At 57.0% G+C, this 16,895-nt stretch carries 13 protein-coding genes; 7 read left to right on the top strand and 6 right to left on the bottom strand.

Annotation, left to right across the window (positions count from 1 at the left end):
• The first annotated feature begins 68 nt into the window (after window positions 1–68).
• Entirely contained in the window at window positions 69–1,322 is a 1,254-nt protein-coding gene (locus Pan97_RS04475; protein ID WP_165698607.1) for a TIGR02281 family clan AA aspartic protease, read from the top strand.
• 30 nt (window positions 1,323–1,352) lie between these two features.
• On the opposite strand, the gene Pan97_RS04470 is transcribed toward Pan97_RS04475, so the two are convergent.
• Both Pan97_RS04470 and Pan97_RS04465 read right to left on the bottom strand, forming a co-directional pair.
• Window positions 1,353–2,243, bottom strand: coding sequence for a protein-tyrosine phosphatase family protein (locus Pan97_RS04470; RefSeq protein ID WP_144970938.1), 891 nt, complete (start codon window positions 2,241–2,243; stop codon window positions 1,353–1,355).
• Between the two features lie 115 nt (window positions 2,244–2,358).
• Entirely contained in the window at window positions 2,359–3,663 is a 1,305-nt protein-coding gene (locus tag Pan97_RS04465; RefSeq protein ID WP_174819537.1) for a radical SAM protein, read from the bottom strand.
• 163 nt (window positions 3,664–3,826) lie between these two features.
• Here Pan97_RS04465 and Pan97_RS04460 point away from each other — a divergent pair, with 163 nt between their 5' ends.
• The 3 genes from Pan97_RS04460 (at window position 3,827) to Pan97_RS04450 (ending at window position 8,185) form a co-directional block, all read left to right on the top strand.
• Window positions 3,827–5,713, top strand: a complete 1,887-nt coding sequence (locus tag Pan97_RS04460; protein ID WP_144970937.1) for a prenyltransferase/squalene oxidase repeat-containing protein — start codon at window positions 3,827–3,829, stop codon at window positions 5,711–5,713.
• A gap of 12 nt (window positions 5,714–5,725) precedes the next feature.
• The gene (locus Pan97_RS04455) at window positions 5,726–7,573 is read left to right on the top strand and encodes a polyprenyl synthetase family protein (RefSeq protein ID WP_144970936.1); all 1,848 of its coding nucleotides are present in this window, start codon (window positions 5,726–5,728) and stop codon (window positions 7,571–7,573) included.
• A 66-nt stretch (window positions 7,574–7,639) separates the two neighbouring features.
• On the top strand, window positions 7,640–8,185 hold the full coding sequence (locus Pan97_RS04450; RefSeq protein WP_196782280.1) for a hypothetical protein: 546 nt from the start codon (window positions 7,640–7,642) through the stop codon (window positions 8,183–8,185).
• On the opposite strand, the gene Pan97_RS04445 is transcribed toward Pan97_RS04450, so the two are convergent.
• The gene (locus Pan97_RS04445; RefSeq protein WP_144970935.1) at window positions 8,182–9,573 is read right to left on the bottom strand and encodes an FAD-dependent oxidoreductase; all 1,392 of its coding nucleotides are present in this window, start codon (window positions 9,571–9,573) and stop codon (window positions 8,182–8,184) included. The genes Pan97_RS04450 and Pan97_RS04445 overlap by 4 nt on opposite strands.
• A 263-nt stretch (window positions 9,574–9,836) precedes the next feature.
• On the opposite strand from Pan97_RS04445, the gene Pan97_RS04440 reads away from it, so the two are divergent.
• Window positions 9,837–10,061: a DUF3311 domain-containing protein gene (locus Pan97_RS04440; protein WP_144970934.1), complete on the top strand. Its 225-nt coding sequence runs from the start codon at window positions 9,837–9,839 to the stop codon at window positions 10,059–10,061.
• Complete coding sequence (locus tag Pan97_RS04435) at window positions 10,061–12,088, top strand: sodium:solute symporter family protein (RefSeq protein ID WP_144970933.1); 2,028 nt, start codon at window positions 10,061–10,063, stop codon at window positions 12,086–12,088. The genes Pan97_RS04440 and Pan97_RS04435 overlap by 1 nt, the downstream gene beginning before the upstream one ends.
• Before the next feature lie 95 nt (window positions 12,089–12,183).
• Here Pan97_RS04435 and Pan97_RS04430 read toward each other — a convergent pair whose 3' ends face one another.
• Both Pan97_RS04430 and proB read right to left on the bottom strand, forming a co-directional pair.
• Window positions 12,184–12,741, bottom strand: a complete 558-nt coding sequence (locus Pan97_RS04430) for a hypothetical protein (protein ID WP_144970932.1) — start codon at window positions 12,739–12,741, stop codon at window positions 12,184–12,186.
• A 273-nt stretch (window positions 12,742–13,014) separates the two neighbouring features.
• Window positions 13,015–14,157 (bottom strand): glutamate 5-kinase, encoded by a 1,143-nt coding sequence (proB, locus tag Pan97_RS04425; protein ID WP_144970931.1) that lies wholly within the window; start codon window positions 14,155–14,157, stop codon window positions 13,015–13,017.
• Window positions 14,158–14,541: 384 nt separating this feature from the next.
• Here proB and Pan97_RS04420 point away from each other — a divergent pair, with 384 nt between their 5' ends.
• Window positions 14,542–16,161 (top strand): amidophosphoribosyltransferase, encoded by a 1,620-nt coding sequence (locus Pan97_RS04420; protein WP_144970930.1) that lies wholly within the window; start codon window positions 14,542–14,544, stop codon window positions 16,159–16,161.
• A 64-nt stretch (window positions 16,162–16,225) separates the two neighbouring features.
• Here Pan97_RS04420 and trmB read toward each other — a convergent pair whose 3' ends face one another.
• Window positions 16,226–16,873 (bottom strand): tRNA (guanosine(46)-N7)-methyltransferase TrmB, encoded by a 648-nt coding sequence (gene trmB / locus Pan97_RS04415; RefSeq protein ID WP_144970929.1) that lies wholly within the window; start codon window positions 16,871–16,873, stop codon window positions 16,226–16,228.
• Window positions 16,874–16,895 lie beyond the last annotated feature (22 nt).

The raw sequence follows: 16,895 nt of genomic DNA, 5'->3' as shown, positions 1-16,895 counted from the left end.
TACTTCACTTTTCTATTCGTCGACCACAAATGACTCGGTCGAAGCCCATAAGGCAGGGAGAAGTCGTCATGCCGCTGAAAGCATCCATGTCGCTGACCGCCGTACTTCTATTGTTGGTCGCATCCATTGCCTCGGCACGCACCTGGAAAAGTGCGGACGGCGGTTACAGCGTCGAAGCCGAATTGGTCAAGGTCGACGGCGACAAAGTCGCACTCAAGCGAGCCGACGGCCAGGTCATCACGGTTCCCTTGAATCGACTCAGCACCGAAGATCAGCAGTTCATCAAATCGCAAGACATGCCAGAGGCCGAAGGCGCCATGGAAGGTGATCCCCGCAAGGCGCTCGAAGCGAAAGGCCTGCGTGCGCTGAGCCGCGGTTTGATCCTCGACGACGAAACAAAGTTCAGCAAGGACGAACGCGATTCGAGCAAGCTGAAGCGTGTCCTTTTCACCAAGGATAAAGAACTGGCCACGATCAAAAAGCAGGAAGAGATGATTCGGGCCCGCATGACGCAGATGACCCAGGCCAACGTCCAGTTCAACGCCCAATTGACTCAACTCGGTCCCAACGACATCACCTTGAACAACCGCCTGGTGGGTGCCATCAATGCCAACGTCGCTCAAATTCGTTTGATGGAGCAGCAGTTGGAAGGAATCGAAAAGGCGACCAAAGCCGCGCGGGCGGAAGCCAGCAAAGCGCGCGAGGACTACATCGAACACATCCTTGCTCTGAGAAAACAGGCCGATGCGATCAACAATCGCTACGCGGAACTCGCCGCTGACCCGGACGTCAAGAAAACCGTCAGCCAACTCAACAGCGACCCGGACAACTCGTACGAGCTAGGCGCATCGACCGCATTCAAGAGCGCGCTCATCCGGCTGAAGTCGATGGAAGATTCCATTCTCTCGGAAGAGATTCCGTTGCGGGACGATGGTGGGAACGCAATGATGGTCTCGGTGGTCCTCAACGGAGAACACAACGTCGAAATGCACGTCGACTCGGGTGCCAGCCTGATCAGCCTTCCCTATACCATGGCAGCCAAATGCGGAATTGAAGTGACCTCGGAAGATCCCGAGATCATTCTCGAATTGGCCGACGGCAGTCAGATCAAAGCCAACCTGAAAACCATTCCCATGGTTCGCGTGGGCAAGTTCACCGTGAAAGACGTCGAGTGCGCCGTGCTCAGTCCTACGGCCGTTAACGCCGCTCCCCTGCTGGGCATGAGCTTCCTGGGGCAGTTCAAGTTTGAACTCGACGCCCAGAAGGGTGTCCTGAACATGGTCAAAATCGAGACCGAAAGTTCCTCGAGCCGATCTCGCTAAACCAACCTTGTCCGCACAGCGGACCCTGCGTTAGTCGCGGTAATCGCTATGACAGGCCGAACAGGAAGCCTTGACCGCTTTAAGCGTCTTCGAGGCTTCTAACGTTTGCCCCTCTTCAATCTGTAGCTTCAGCTTCTTACTCAGCGTTTCGGTTTCGGTCAGCATCTGGCGGAACTTCGCGTCGTACTGATCATCCATCAATAAACGTCCCGTTTCATGCAGGCCTTCCTGCATCAGCAAGGCCTGCTGGGCTGGGTCGAGGTCGGCATGTTCAGGCGGGGCTTTCCAAGCGGCCTTTTCGCACAGCACGAGATGATCGTAGATGCGATCAATCTTCGCCATTGCCGCGGCAATCGATTCGACTTCGGCCACTTCAACCAGCATCGGAAGCTCGGTGGTGATCGGAATGGGTTTGAACTCGGTGATCTCTTTCCACAGTCCCGCGTAGTCAGAACTGGTGCCGGCGCTGCGCATGAAGTCGAGGGCCTGGTTCTCCGTCAGATCGCCGGATTCGTAACAAGCAACTGCAGCGGCAGCCGGACCGCGATGCTTGCCGTGATGGCAATGGAAGAAGATCTTATCCTGCTTGAAATCCTTCATGACGCGTTTAAGCGTGGCCTGGGCTTCGTCCGAGATGCCATCGTAGCCGATCGGCACGTGAACATAGCGCATGCCATACTTGCGGGCATTTTCGACGTCCGGCGTGGCCCCGTCGACCGAGACAATCACATCGATGCCCAACTCCTTAAGCGTCTTAAAACCCTCTTCGCTATGCGGCTGGCTCCCGCTGACGACATGCGGGGTTACCTTCAAAACGTTATCAACCCCTGGCAGATGCTCTCCGTGGGGAAGCTTCGATGGATCTTGCCCCAGGGAGGTTGATCCCAGGGAAAGAAGCAGTAGGCAGGCAACGATGCGCATGAAGATTTCCGAAGGCTGGAGAAGAGGTCGGGGCAATCGCTGAAAACAACTGGCTAAGCCTGCCGGCCAGACAACAGCTTTAGTTTAGTGAGAATCGAAACGGCGTTCAACGAATTCACGCCTTGCTGGACGAATCGACTTGCAGCTGAACCAGGTTATCAGGAGCTGCCGTCGAGGACGTTCCTCCTTGATGAATCGTCGGCTGCCAGTTCTCGATATTGAAGTTCTTCTTGTATGCCCCATAGTCATGGAACGCATACTTCTTCAACAACCAGTAGACCCAGCTTTTCTCCGGAATTTCATTCCCCGGATTGTATTGCGAGGGATTCGACTTGAGCACGTCGAGTTCCTGATACGCCTCGCCTCGCACGGTCGTGTCTTTCGCTTCATGCTCCCGGGCAAAGTCCCCCAGCAGATCCGGTCGTTCCAGGATGATGCAGCCGCGGGTGTTCTTCGCGGCCAGTTCGCGGAAGTCACGCAGGTACTCCGACTCATTGAATACCTGACGCAGCGGACGTTCGTCGTGAATCGATTCCTTCGCGAACTGAATCACCGGGCACGGCTCGATATCACCATAGGGGCTGATGTGATGCGTGAACCCGGTCGCCGCCGGGCAGAGTGCGTTACCGTCGGCATCGTGGTAGGCGTCGATGATGGCGATCGGCTTTTTCGTGCGCATCTCGACGACGAACTTCCGCACTGCCAGTTGCTGCTCTGGCGTGAGCGCGAGATCGGGATTCGGCACCGGCCCGACCACGCGGTAGCCGTGATACCAACAGTAGAACACCCCCATCTCAATCAGCCGATCGATCCACTCTTCTCGCAGCAGATCGTCATAGTTCGACTGACACAAACTGGTGCACACGCCGGTTAGCAGCTTGTTGTTGATGCAGTTGTGAATCCCTTCCATCGACTTGCTGTACACGCCGCCGCGACCGCGACGCACGTCACTGATGATCTCGGTCCCTTCGATGCTGATCAGTGGGGTAACGTTCCCCAGCTTGCGTAGTTCCTTGGCGACTTCGTCAGTAATGAAGTGCCCATTGGTGAAGACCTGGAAGTAAGCGTCTTGATGCCGGCGAAAGATCTCCAGGATGTCGGCGTGCATGAACGGTTCGCCGCCGAGGATTCCAAAAAAGGCGTTCCCCATCGCTTTGGCTTCGCCCAGCATCCGATCCATCGCATCGAGATCGAGCTTCGACTGCTTGGCCGAAACGTCGACCCAGCACCCCTGGCAACGCAGGTTGCAGCTGTTAATGACCGAGATGTACAGAAACGGCGGAAAGAACTCACCCCGTTTAAGACGAGCTTTGTGCTTCTGAACGCTGCGCAGCCCCTTATAGCCCATCAGCCACAGGAACTTGGCAACGAGACGTTTGTCCGTTTCCAGAAGAGCGCGTTTCGCCAGACGGAAATACATGCAGATACCTTGGAGGGATCGAGGGGGAGACGTGCAGCCACTTATTCTAACCCAATAGGCGGCAAAAGTCAGTGGAAACCACGCCGACGATGGACACGTTTTGCCAAGCCATTTACGATGCAAGGACCTTTGTCCGCTTGCCCATCTGCCTGTTTGTGCCTGCATGATCGACCCTGCCCGAGTTCGCTTCTGTTACGAAATCGCCAAACAAGATCTCCTCAACGAGCGAGACCCATCCGGGCACTGGATCGGCGAGCTTTCCACGTCGGCCTTATCGACCGCCACCGCCGTCAGCGCTTTGCAACTGTCTTTGCGAAATGGCTCACAATCCAGCGATGCCGATATGTCGCTCATACGTGGGGGTGTCCAGTATCTGCTCGATCATCAAAACGCCGACGGTGGGTGGGGCGATACCGAACTGAGTTACTCCAACATCGCAACCACCATGCTAGCCGTCGCGGCTTTGACACTCACGGGCGATGCCGAGAAAAACCCAAGTGTCCTGTCGGCGGCAAATGACTACATCAAAAAGAAAGGGGGAATCGACGGACTGCGTGCTCGTTACGGCAAGGACAAAACGTTTGCGGTTCCGATCCTCACGAACTACGCGCTCGCCGGACTAGTCTCTTGGAAAGAGGTCGCTCCCCTTCCCTTCGAGGCAGCTGTCCTGCCGCAGTCGTTTTACAAGTTCATTCAACTGCCGGTCGTCAGCTATGCGATCCCGGCACTTGTCGCGATTGGCCAGGCGAAGTACTACCACGACAAACCATGGAACCCGGTCATGCGAATGATCCGCGGTGCCACCTTCAATTCCGCGGCCAATGTCCTCACGAAGATGCAGCCGGAAAGTGGCGGCTACCTGGAAGCGATCCCTTTGACAAGCTTTGTCGTAATGAGCCTGGCGTCGACCGGCAGGGCCAACAGTCAGGTCGCCCAGAACGGCCTGCGGTTCATCCGCGAGAGCGTTCGCTCGGACGGCAGCTGGCCCATCGATACCAACCTGGCAACGTGGGTCACCACGCTTTCGATCAATGCGCTTTCGGTGCTTGAAGACGACAACTCGCACCTCACGCCGGAATGCCTGGAGTGGCTGTTGGACTGTCAAACCAAGGAGATTCATCCCTTTACCGGAGCAGCCCCTGGCGGTTGGGGATGGACGGACTTAAGTGGTAGTGTGCCGGATGCAGACGATACGCCGGGGGCACTTTTGGCCTTGCGATACTTCTACGATCGCGGCAACTTCGACCAGGCCACACAAGAGCGAATCCGAACCGCGGCCGATAACGGTTGCACCTGGTTAGTCGACCTGCAGAACCGAGATTATGGCTGGCCAACGTTCTGTCGAGGCTGGGGAACTCAACCCTTTGATCGGAGTGGATGCGACATAACGGCGCACGCATTGCGAGGATTATTTGCCTGGTTTTCCTGCGAATTGTGGGAACGGGGAAACGTCCGCTACGGGCCGCTCTATTTTCTGAGCCAACAGCAAAACGACCACTGGTTACCCCTTTGGTTTGGCAATCAAGATCGCCCCGAGGAAGACAATCCAATCTATGGAACCGTAAAGGTCTTGAACTATTACCGGGATGTCTACTTTCCCACCTCTGGGGAAGTCGCTCCAGAAGAACTCGGTTTCACCGATTTCGAGCCCGCCAAGTATCCCGCAAGAGCCCTCGCCTGGCTTGCGAATCAACAGAATGAAGACGGCGGTTTCGGCGGCGGTCAGGCCGTGAAAGATGCCACCAATGGACGATATGAAAGCAGCGTCGAGGAGACTTCGCTGGCCATTGAGGGGTTACTCTGCGACAATAAGGGCATAGAAAACTACCCAGGCCTGGACAAAGCCATCGATTGGTTATGCCGCCGGGTCGAAGAAAATTCTCATATCGAATGTTCGCCAATCGGTTTTTACTTCTCTAAGCTGTGGTATTATGAAAAGCTCTACCCGCGGATCATGACGGTCAGTGCGCTGGCCCATGTGTGCCGGGCGCTACAAGCCAATGAGCGCGGCGATGCCTTTAGCGGAAGTGGAACGAGAGAATCGAGTTAAGCAACCTTGCCTATGCCTTCCCCCTCCCAGCCTGAATCGAACGGTGGTGCCAAGAAGCGGGTTTCCCGCCGCCGCAAGACTGCCCACCTGAAGCAAGTCCCTGATCGCTTGGCCCTGCGCGAAGAGATTCGGGATCGTTGTTATCAGATCTGCGAGAAGCTCGACAAGTCGCGTCCTCTCTCCAAAGACGAAATGGAGAAAATCACCCGTGCTCTACTCGACGACATGAACCTGCCTGAGGCGTACGTCGGCTGGACCCTGGTGATGATGACCTCCGCTTTTTGGCGCGATCAGGTCTCGGCCATTCCACCCGAGCGACGCCTCTTCCTGTTGCCGCACTGCCTGAAGCATGCTGAAGGCTGCCCGGCCGACTACGATCAGTTCGGCCTCGACTGCAAAACCTGCGGAGCATGCAGCATCGCCGACTATCGCACCCAAGCCGAAGAACTCGGCTACCGGGTCCTGGTCGCTGAGGGGTCGCCGATCGTGATGAAGATTCTGGTGAGCGGATACGTCGATGCGGTCGTGGGCGTTGCCTGCTTGAACGTACTGGAAAAGGCGTTCGATAAGATCCTGCTCGCCGGCATTCCTTGCATGGCCGTGCCGCTGCATTCGAGCGACTGCCGAAACACGTCGGTCGACGAACAGTGGGTCTTCGACATGATCCACCTTCCTCATCGCGAACCGCAGCAGAAGACCGCAACCTACGTCCACCTGATGCGTGCCGCTCAGGAGATGTTCGATCGCCAAGAGCTGACCCGCCTGATCGCCCCGCAGCGACAAACGGCCGAGACACTCAGCGCCGAGCTGCGCGATCTACCCAACCTCGATCCCATCGCGGCAACCGAACGTCTGGCCATCGACTTCATCGGCCGTGGCGGAAAGTACTCGCGTCCGTTCACGACGCTCGCCGTTTACGATTCACTCACCGGTGGCCAGGGAACGCTCCCCGATGGTGCCGCCCACGTGGCCGGCTATAACGACGCGGTCAAGCGAAGTGCGCTCGCCATTGAAACGTTCCATAAAGCGTCACTCGTGCACGACGACATTGAAGACGACGACGAGTTCCGCTACGGCGAACCGACCGTCCATCGTCAGTTCGGCATTTCGACCGGGATCAACCTGGGCGACTACATGATCGGGCTCGGCTACCGATTGGTCAGCCGCGAGGTAAAGACGCTTGGTGCTGAAGTGGTCGCCAAGATTCTCGATCAATTGGCCGAAGCCCACATGCGTCTGTCGGAAGGTCAAGGGGCCGAGTTGATGTGGCGCGATTCGGCCAGCAAAGAGTTGACTCCGATCGACGCGTTGAAAATTTACGCGTTGAAAACCTCCCCAGCGTTCGAGGCTGCCCTGCACTGCGGGATTGCCTTGGCCAAAACGAGGGAAGACTATCGCGACCAAATGCGAAAGTTTGCCCGGCATGTCGGCGTCGCTTTCCAGATCTTGAACGACCTGAAGGACTGGCTCGGCGATTCGGATAACAAACTTTCCGCCGGAAACGACATCATCGGCGGTCGTCCGACGGTGCTGTGGGCGCTGGCCTTGCAAAACCTGAAGGAAGATCGCAAGAACGAACTCATCCGAATTGCGAATGATCCCGATTTGACCGCCGCAGCGAAGATTCAGCGCGTACGAAGCCTTTACCTCGAAGGAGGCGTTTTCGACGACGCACAGCAGCTGGTCGAAAAATATCGAGCAAAAGCGGAAGAAATCGCTGATGAAATCGACCCTGAACCCTTCCGACGATTGTTGTATTATCTAGTCGATTCGATTTTGGAAACGACGGAAGAACACAAACCGACGATCGTCATCCCAACCACCCAACTCGAATTCCCCTTGGCCGCGCCCACCTCATAGCCCCACCCTGATCGATCCCGTTGGCCAACTCAAGTTTCGTTTCCCTTTGCAGCAAAAGGAACCGACGTGAAACCGTCTCGCCATACGATGCCTGAGCTTAGCCAGCTGATCGCCCTCTTTTACGACAAGCCCGAGGAACTGGGACAGTTCGAAGAAGTCTCGGCCCAGCAAACTCCAGCGCCGTTCCATCAACTGCTCGCCCACAACGAGCACATGACCGTTACCGTCGAGAAGTTCCACGGCTGTAGCGTTGACGTGAAGGTTCTCCAGAAGCGAACCGAAGGGCAGTATTACTCGCGTAAGATCCTGTTGACTCGGCAAAGTGACGGGAAGGTCGTGCAGTACGGAATCGTCCGTTTGAATTGCGACTTCCTGGACGAAGAGCCGGCCAACGAAATCAAAAGCGAACGCATTCCGCTGGGCAGAGTCCTCATCGAGCACAACGTTCTGCGGGAAGTTCAACTGACGTGCTTGTGGCACATTCAACCGGCCCGCGAACTTCGCGAGCTGATGGGACTTGAGCCGAACGAAACGGTCTACGGACGTACGGCTCTCATCTATTGCAATGGCGAACCTGCCGTCGAACTGCTGGAAATCGTAACCCGCGATTAAGCCACCGGCTTACGCAATTCCGCCAACTGCTTGGAAATAGGTTTCCAAGCGACGTCCTGCGGCAAGCAGCCTTCTTTCGCCGCCAGCGCCGAAGTCACCCCGGCCGCCTCGCCCATTGCCACGGCATTGCCAGTCACGCGGTAGCTGGCATGGGCGAAGAAATCGCCGCTGATGCAGCGGCCTGCCATCATCAGACCGTCCACATCAGACGCGATCAGCGCCCGTAGCGGAATGTCGAACGGCTTGGCCTTAACGCCTTGGCCGCTGTAGGCTGCCTTCTTGTTTTCCTCTCGCGTCGCCGCGTGGATGTCGACGCTGAACTCGCTGCGACAGATGGCGTCTTCATGCCGGGCCCCTTCGCGGACGTCATCCACGGTGACGAAATAGCGTCCCTTGATGCGTCGTCCGTCGCGAACGCCGATTTGCTCGGCCGTCGTCACCAGGCGGCAGTCACTCCAAGCTCCGCCTAGCCCCTTCAATCCGCGGCAAATGTCGTACAACTCGCGGCGGGCACGAATGGTCGCCTCGGTCACGGCCCCCGCGTCGAACGGACGCACGCCGTACTCGTGATTCATCATCACCGCGGCAACACTGCCACCCATGTACCAGAGCGTTGGCTTGGCGTACGACGGATCGATACCTGCCGTCTGAATGAATGCTCGAAATTCGTCCTTCGTCTGGCCACCCTTCAACCGATCGAACTGCTGAAGCGCTTCCGGGCTCGCCGTGATGATTCCCATCAACGACATTGGCTGACAGGGGCAATCCTCTTCGCGGCCAAACTCCCACTTGCAGCCGGCCAATGCCCCCACGTCCCCATCGCCGGTCGTATCGACCACCGTGTTGGCTCGCCAGGCCTGGCGTCCCGACTTCGATTCTGTGATCACGCCACGCACGCGGTTGGCGGCATCTTTCTCGACGGCCACGATCCGCGTGTGGTACTGCACTTTGATGTCGTTCTCGTCACACAGCTCTTCCAATAGGACCTTCATGCTTTCGACGTCGTAGATGTAATTCTTCGGACCGCTGTGACGAACGGCGTCCATCTGCTCGAGTCGACGAGGTAGCTCGGCATTGAGCCCCGGCTTTTCGGCATCCATCACATACGAGAGCATGCCGCTGGTCCAAACGCCCCCTAAGCAGCCGTGAGCTTCCAGAATTCGCACCGAGGCCCCAGTTCGTGCGGCACTAATTGCCGTGGCAATGCCTGCCGGTCCACCGCCGCATACCAATACGTCGGTTGTATCGGCTACGGGAATGGTTCGTTGGGGCTCGGTTAGCTGGTTGGGCGAATCGCTGGCCGAATCGGCACCTTGCAAAGCGGCTGGCAGAAGAACACTGGAGACCGAAGCGGCAAGAATCTGACGACGAGAGAGGGAATGGGTCATGAAGAAATCTCACGCGAGAAGGTGGCAGGAAGCGTCATCCCAGGGCGGGAATCGGGCCGGATGACGCATTTCAGTCTACCAGCCTTCCCGGTAAATCTCCAATGCAAAACGATCTTCCCCAACCGCCTGAACTCCGAGGAAAAGTGACCAACTCGGTCTGGCATCGCGCTGCGGGGGCGTTTAGAATGTGCCGATAGTTGTTTAACCAACTGTCTTCTCAACGTGTTTTGCCCGCCCCACTCCACCATGAAGGCCGCATACCCATGAGATACGTGGTATGGCTACTGGTCGTAGCCCTCATCATCCTCCATCAAGATCTTTGGTACTGGGACGATCGTACCTTGGTTGGTGGCTTCATGCCGATCACGCTCCTGTGGCAAGCTGGTATCTCGGTCGGAGCAGGCCTCGTGTGGTTTCTCGCCACCATCTTTGCCTGGCCGTCCGATCTGATTGAAGAAGCCCAGCAAGAATCGGAAGGGGGCGAATAATGGTACCGTTGATTGTCATCTGCGTTTATCTCGTCTTGCTGTTGGCCTTGGGCATCTTCGCCAGCATGCTGTTTCGCGGCTCCAGCAAAGACTACATGTTGGCCAGCCATTCGATTGGTCCGTTCTTGCTTTTGATGAGCCTGTTCGGCACCACGATGACCGCGTTCGCGCTGGTCGGTTCGACCGGCGAAGCCTATGCCGAAGGGGTCGGCGTGTATGGTTTGCTGGCGTCCTCTAGCGGAATCATCCACTCGCTCTGCTTCTTCGTCCTGGGGATCAAGCTGTGGTCGCTGGGCAAGAAGTATGGCTACACGACGCAAATCCAGTTCTTCCGCGACCGCCTGCAAAGCGACAAGATCGGCATCTTGCTGTTCCCGATCCTGGTCGGGCTGGTCATTCCTTACCTGCTGATTGGCGTGATGGCCTCGGGAACCGTGGTGAGCGCGGTGAGCGAAGGTGCTTTCACGAACATGTTTGCCGAATACGACTACGGCGTTCCGAATTGGCTGGGCAGCCTGGTCATTTCGATCGTCGTGCTGATCTACGTGTTCTTCGGCGGCATGCGTGGTACGGCGTGGGCAAATGCCTTTCAGACGATCGTGTTCATGATCTTGGGGATCATCACCTTCTGGGTCATTTCCGATAACCTGGGAGGCGTCCAAGCAGCGTCCGAAGCCGTCGAAAAACGCAACCCATCCAAGCTGATGCGATCGGTCGCCGAGTCGGACGAACAGAAATACGAGAAAGCGTTCGCCACGTGGCAGTCGCTGGCCGAGTACAACTATGCCAACAAGAAGGCTAACGGCGAACTGCTGACGCCTGAACAAAAAGAAAAGGCGATCGCGGATTACAAAGGCCCGCCAATCGGCAACTGGAAAGCCCGAGCCGAAGCCAACTTTGCCGTGGCCAGCAACTTGATCGACCTTTCCATCGCCGAAAAAAACGATGCCTACATCGAGCAAGACGACCGCATCATGCCGAAAGAAAAACCCCAGTGGTGGGACAAGGAGGTCATGACAGGTCACGAACTGAACGAGTATCAACGTAACGAAGATGCCGTTCTGGCCGCCTACACCGATCCCATCTACAACAAAAACATGGGTCACCCCAACGACTTGATCAATCCCGACAAGCCAGAACTGGGAACCAAATGGACCCGTAAGCGAACCGCCGGCGTCTACCGGGCAACCAAGTGGTCGCCTGAAGAACCGCGTGCGATGTCGATGCTGGTGTTCATTACGTACATGTTCATTCCGCTCTCGGTCGGCATGTTTCCCCACTTGTTCCAGCACTGGCTAACGGCCAAGAACGCCCAGAGCTTTAAGCTCCCTGTGGTGGCTCACCCGCTGTTCATTGCCATCGTTTGGATTCCGTGTGTGCTGGTCGGCGTTTGGGCGACGTCCGCAGTCGTGCCTGGCACGGAGCGGGCATTGATTCCGCCCCACTTCAACCCCAACGCGGTGCTGCCGTTCATGGTGGCGAACATGAGCGGTCCGTTCCTGAGCGGTCTGCTCACCGCAGGCGTTCTGGCGGCGATCATGTCTTCGCTCGACAGCCAGTTCCTTTGCATCGGCACGATGTTCACCGAGGACATCGTCGTCCATTACGGCGGCAAGAAACGTTTCACCGACAAACAGGTTCTGATCATCGCACGCTGCTTCATCATCGCGATCGTGGCGGTCACCTACATCCTCAGCCTGTACGAACCGCGACGCGTGTTCACACTGGGCGTGTGGACCTTCAGCGGATTCTCAAGCTTGTTCCCGTTGGTCTTCGCCGCTCTGTACTGGAAGCGTCTCACCAAGGCGGGTGCTTATGCCTGCGTGATTACGGCGATCAGTCTGTGGTGTTTGTTCTTCTACATGAGCGACATGGCGTTGAATCCCCACTTCACCGTCTTCGGCATGATGCCGGTGGCGACGATGGTCCCGGCGGCGGCAGTCGCGATGATCGTCGTATCGCTGATGACGCAACCACCTAGCGAAGAACACTTGGAACGGTTTTTCCCGAAGAAGAGTTCTTCGTAGACGTCCGCCATGACGGACAACAGAATGGAAACCCAACATCATCGGGAGGTCATCGGCCTCCCGTTTTTTTTGACAACGCCACGACCCCAGCGCGATCACACGTCGATATTGACTTCCAGGTGGTACAGCGTCTGCTTCGATCCAATCTTCAAGTGGAACTGACGCAAATATCGAGCAAAGTTGATGTGGGACATCATGGTCATCTCCAGGACCGATTCCCCCATGAACGAATCGGTCGTTCCTTTCTCGGGAATCAGCGCCAACAAGTAAGGCAGCTTCTTCAGGTCTTCGTCGGTGTTGATCCGGTAGCCTCCTTCGAAGTCGCCGGTCAAGCTGACGGCCATGTCATTAAACAAGAGCCCCTCGGCGGCCAGGATGCGATTGATTTTCAAGATATTGTCGGCGATCAATTGCCCCGCTGCCGAACCGAGCCCTTGCAGCGGCTTCGAGACGATGTCGGCCACCGTCACCACGCTGCCCGCGCTGGCACTGACCAGCAGTTTGACCCCTTGCTTGGCGACTTGCTTAACCACCGCCTTCGCGGCGACTTCTTTGGCTTTACTCTCGAGTTTTGGATCTCCCTCGAACCAACCGCTGTAAGTCCGAGCATAATTCAGCTTTTGGCATCGGGCCGTTATTTCGTAACCAATCACGGTAAATCTTCCCCCGTTTATAAAGCGTGTGACAAGAGTGTTCCTTCATCGACAAGTAGATGGGATGAGGTCATCTCCAGGACGACCAGCGAGTCGCTCCGATTCTGGCGACCCATTGCTAAGAAATGACCATCGCCGTGATTCGAAATTCGCCTCGACAACTTGGTTGTCACGCATACCGAGCCAGCGTTGCCATTTATTTCGCAAATTGGCTCCAAATGCTCAGGATTAAACGATATCAGGCGTTGAATCCCCAGAAGACTGGTGATCTATTCAGACCCGGCTCACCGTCAGATTGTCGCGATGAATGATCTCATCGTACGGGTGATGCCCTAGAATCCCTTCGATCTGGTCGGTTCGCTTGCCCAGGATCTTGGCGATCTCTTCCGAGGTATAGTTCGTCAGGCCGCGGGCAATTTCCTGGTCTTGCCCATTGCAGACACGAACGACGTCCCCTTTCTGAAACGTTCCGCGAACTTCGGTAACACCAATCGGCAGAAGACTTTTCCCCTTCTCTCCCAGTGCTTTGACCGCCCCGTCATCGACCACCAGTTCGCCGCGTGGTTGCACCGAATACCCGATCCAGCGTTTGCGTGGCGTGACCGCTTTGCCTTGAGCGAGAAAGAGCGTGCCCAGATCTTCACCGGCCAGAAGGCGCGGCAGCACGTCAGGCTGGCGTCCCGAGGCGATGATCATGTTCTCGCCGGTCGAGGTCACCATTCGGGCAGCTTCCAGTTTGCTGGCCATGCCCCCTTTGGAATGCCCCGTCTTCTTATCACGGGCAAAGCCCATGACCTCTTCATCCAGCTTGGGCACGACCGACAACAGCTTCGACTCCGGCAGTTCCGGCGATCCGTTGTAGAGCCCCTGAACATCAGAAAGCAGGACCAACAGCGGGGCCCGCAGCAGATTGGTCACCCGAGCCGCCAGGCGATCGTTATCACCAAACGTGAGCATCAGCTCTTCGACCGCGACGGTATCGTTCTCGTTGATGATCGGGATCGCGCCGAAATCGAGCACGCTCAGCAGCGTGTTGCGGATGTTGAGGTAACGCGTCCGGTCGTCGAGATCTTCCGCCGTGAGTAGTACCTGGGCGGCATGGCAGCCGTTATCTCGCAGCACGCGGTCGTATAGCTCAATCAGCTTGGCCTGTCCCACGGCCGCCACGGCTTGCAGCTTAGCCAGGTCGGTCGGACGCTGCGTCAAACCGAGCTGACTCATTCCAGCTCCGACCGCACCACTGGACACCAACACCATGCGTCGCCCTGACGCGGCCAACTGAGCGAGCTGCCTCCCCAGTTGGGTGATCTGCTGCTCACTAAGTACACCTTGGTCGGTCGTAAGAACGCGCGTCCCTACTTTCACGACGATCGTGTGGGCCGAGGTAGCGATTTCCTGCCGCAGCAAGTCGGTCATGGTGGCAAGGTTTCAAGAAGGCACTAAGTAGGTTGGTAACGATATCTTAGAGCCTGACGAGCCACTTGCCATGGGGGTTCACGCTTTCAGGAACTGTCCCACCTTGGAATCGATCCCCCGAGTCGAATCCCCCATTGAATCGGCTTTATGCAAGGATAGTCCGCCCTGCCGGAAATGCTTCCCACCCAGTTGCCTAAAAGGATTGGGGGAATCCGAGAGTTCGTGTCGGCGACGGTTGAGGATTCGCATCTTCGCCCCTAGAATGATTGCGTGCTTGCTATTTCCGGCCCACGCCCCCATACACGGCGACCTAGCTACAGCGATTCTCGTAGTGATCCCGCTACGGTGATCTCTGTAAACTCGGCAGGATCGAACTGAAATTCTATGAGTGAACTCTTCCACGAATGTGGTATCGCGGCGATTTATCACCTCCCCAGCGACGAAGAAAGCCCTCTCTGTCCTGATCAAGGCCCCAATGAAGTCTCGCGGATCATGCCGCGAATGCTGCTCGATATCCAGAATCGAGGTCAACTGGCTGCTGGGTTCACCACCTTTCACCCTAACCGTAACCAACTGATCGATACGCACCGCGACATCGGGACCGTCCAGGAAGTCTTCCGCCTGTCGCACCGCGGCAAGAGCGAATCGCTCATGAAGGAATACGCCGGCCGCGCGGCGATCGGTCACGTTCGCTATGCAACCTGTGGGCAAGACGACCGCAGCTACGCCCAGCCGTTCGAGCGACACCACCTGGTGAAGCACAAGTGGTTCAGCTTTGCCTTCAATGGGCAGCTTTCTAATTACAGCGAACTCCGCGACCGACTGCTGGCCGACGACGATCACCATCTCAGCCGCGAGACCGACACCGAAATCATCATGCACGAGCTAAGCCGTGAGATGACCGGTGAAAAGCGGATCACCATGTTCGAAGCCCTCAAACGCGCGGCACCGCGTTTTGATGGGGCGTACAGCATGGTCATGCTCAATGCCTACGGCGAAATGCTCGTGGCCCGCGATCCTTACGGCATCAAGCCGCTTTGTTATGCAGTATCCGGACCTCTGTTCGCCGCGGCGAGCGAAAGTGTCGCGTTGATCAACATCGGCTTCGAAGAGGACGAAATCCGCAACGTCGAGCCAGGTCAGGCCGTCACGATCACCGATGGCAAGATCGAGGTCAAACAGTTCATCGAATCGAAGCGGACGGCACATTGCTTCTTCGAGTGGATCTATTTCGCGAACGTGGCCAGTACGCTGGACAATCAAAGCGTCTACGTCAGCCGCACGAACCTGGGGGAAGAACTCGCCGCCATCGAGCGCGAGCGAAACGACATCCCACTGGACGACGGCAACACGATCGTGGTTCCCGTGCCTGATACCAGCAAGGCCGCGGCCGACGCGATGGCCTTCAAGCTTGGCATTCCTTCCCGAGAGGGTCTGATCCGCAACCGGTATTCGGGTCGAACGTTCATTGAAAGTGGCAGCAAGCGTCGCCGCGCCGCGGAAATCAAATACACTCCACTGCGGGAAGTGCTCGAAGACAAGCGAATTTTCCTCGTCGAGGACTCGATCGTCCGCAGCACCACGATGAAGGTTTTGATCAACCGACTTCGTGAACGTGGCGGAGCGAAAGAGATCCACGTTCGCGTGGCTTGTCCTCCGATCATCGCCCCGTGCTTCTATGGCATCGACATGTCGACCATCAGCGAGCTGTTCGCGCCGAAGTTCATGGGAGACAGCTACCTGCTGACCGAAGAGATGCAGGAAGCGATGGCCCAGCAGCTTGGAGCGGACTCGCTTCGCTACTTGCCGGTCGACTCCATAGCCCGGGCCGTGAACTTTTCGAGCGATGACCTTTGCCAAGCATGCATCACCGGCCAGTACCCAACCGAAGGGGGCGAACGGCTCTATCAGATTGCCCTGGAAACGAAGGACCAGGAAGCCAACAACAGCCGTACGTACGAACGCCGAGCCGAAGAACAAGCCGCCCAATCCACCGGGGCCTAGCCAATTCCAGTCCCCTCTCCTTCGAGGGGAGAGGGATTTCTCTCAAGAGCGAGCAGCTCTGGCGTTAAGCTCCCGGCTTCAAGAACTGGCTGCGAAACACGTCCATATCATTCTTCCGCATCCGCCGCTCGAAGTGGGTGCGGTAATCGAGGTCGTGCTCGGCTGGCGATTCCTCGACGTCGATCGGCCCCTGAAGCGTAGTGGCCTGGTGCAGCGTTTCGACGGCCATCTCGAAGTAATCCAGCACGTCAGTCCAGAAGTGCAGCTTGCCGCCGGGACGCAAAACACGCTGAATCTGTTGGCAGAACTCTTCGTTCATCAGGCGGCGACGATGATGCTTGGTCTTCCACCACGGATCGGGAAAATAGACGTGCACGGCCTCCAGGCTGCCTGAGGGGATCGTCTCTCGAAAGATCTTCTGCCCGTCGCCATGCAGCATGATCGCGTTGGTGCGCCCTTCTTTGGCCAGTTTGTATCCGGCAAACCGAGCGTACTTGAATGCGATCTCGATCCCCAGGAAGTTATGCTCAGGGCATTGGCCCGAAGCATTCTTCATGAATAGCCCCTTGCCGGTCCCCACCTCGACCTCTAGCGGCTGCTGCGTGGGGAAGTAGGACTGCAGGTCCGGGCGCGTTTCGAGAATGTCCGACTCGAAAAAGTGCTGGGAGAAGTCGACGTCAGGTTTCAGCTTGGGAAGTGCTTTGCGGCCCATAATGGATTGGTAATCGATAAAA

The organism is Bremerella volcania (assembly GCF_007748115.1).
Classification (GTDB): Bacteria; Planctomycetota; Planctomycetia; order Pirellulales; family Pirellulaceae; genus Bremerella; species Bremerella volcania.
The sequence above is the reverse complement of the archived record's forward strand: the minus strand, read 5'-3'. Positions and strand labels throughout refer to the sequence as shown.

Bases quoted from the DNA above. Each gene is read 5' to 3' on its own strand.
- Pan97_RS04475 (WP_165698607.1), top strand. From the start codon at position 69: ATGCCGCTGAAAGCATCCATGTCGCTGACCGCCGTACTTCTATTGTTG.
- Pan97_RS04470 (WP_144970938.1), bottom strand. From the start codon at position 2,243: ATGCGCATCGTTGCCTGCCTACTGCTTCTTTCCCTGGGATCAACCTCC.
- Pan97_RS04465 (WP_174819537.1), bottom strand. From the start codon at position 3,663: ATGTATTTCCGTCTGGCGAAACGCGCTCTTCTGGAAACGGACAAACGT.
- Pan97_RS04460 (WP_144970937.1), top strand. From the start codon at position 3,827: ATGATCGACCCTGCCCGAGTTCGCTTCTGTTACGAAATCGCCAAACAA.
- Pan97_RS04455 (WP_144970936.1), top strand. From the start codon at position 5,726: ATGCCTTCCCCCTCCCAGCCTGAATCGAACGGTGGTGCCAAGAAGCGG.
- Pan97_RS04445 (WP_144970935.1), bottom strand. From the start codon at position 9,573: ATGACCCATTCCCTCTCTCGTCGTCAGATTCTTGCCGCTTCGGTCTCC.
- Pan97_RS04440 (WP_144970934.1), top strand. From the start codon at position 9,837: ATGAGATACGTGGTATGGCTACTGGTCGTAGCCCTCATCATCCTCCAT.
- Pan97_RS04435 (WP_144970933.1), top strand. From the start codon at position 10,061: ATGGTACCGTTGATTGTCATCTGCGTTTATCTCGTCTTGCTGTTGGCC.
- proB (WP_144970931.1), bottom strand. From the start codon at position 14,157: ATGACCGACTTGCTGCGGCAGGAAATCGCTACCTCGGCCCACACGATC.
- Pan97_RS04420 (WP_144970930.1), top strand. From the start codon at position 14,542: ATGAGTGAACTCTTCCACGAATGTGGTATCGCGGCGATTTATCACCTC.
- trmB (WP_144970929.1), bottom strand. From the start codon at position 16,873: ATGGGCCGCAAAGCACTTCCCAAGCTGAAACCTGACGTCGACTTCTCC.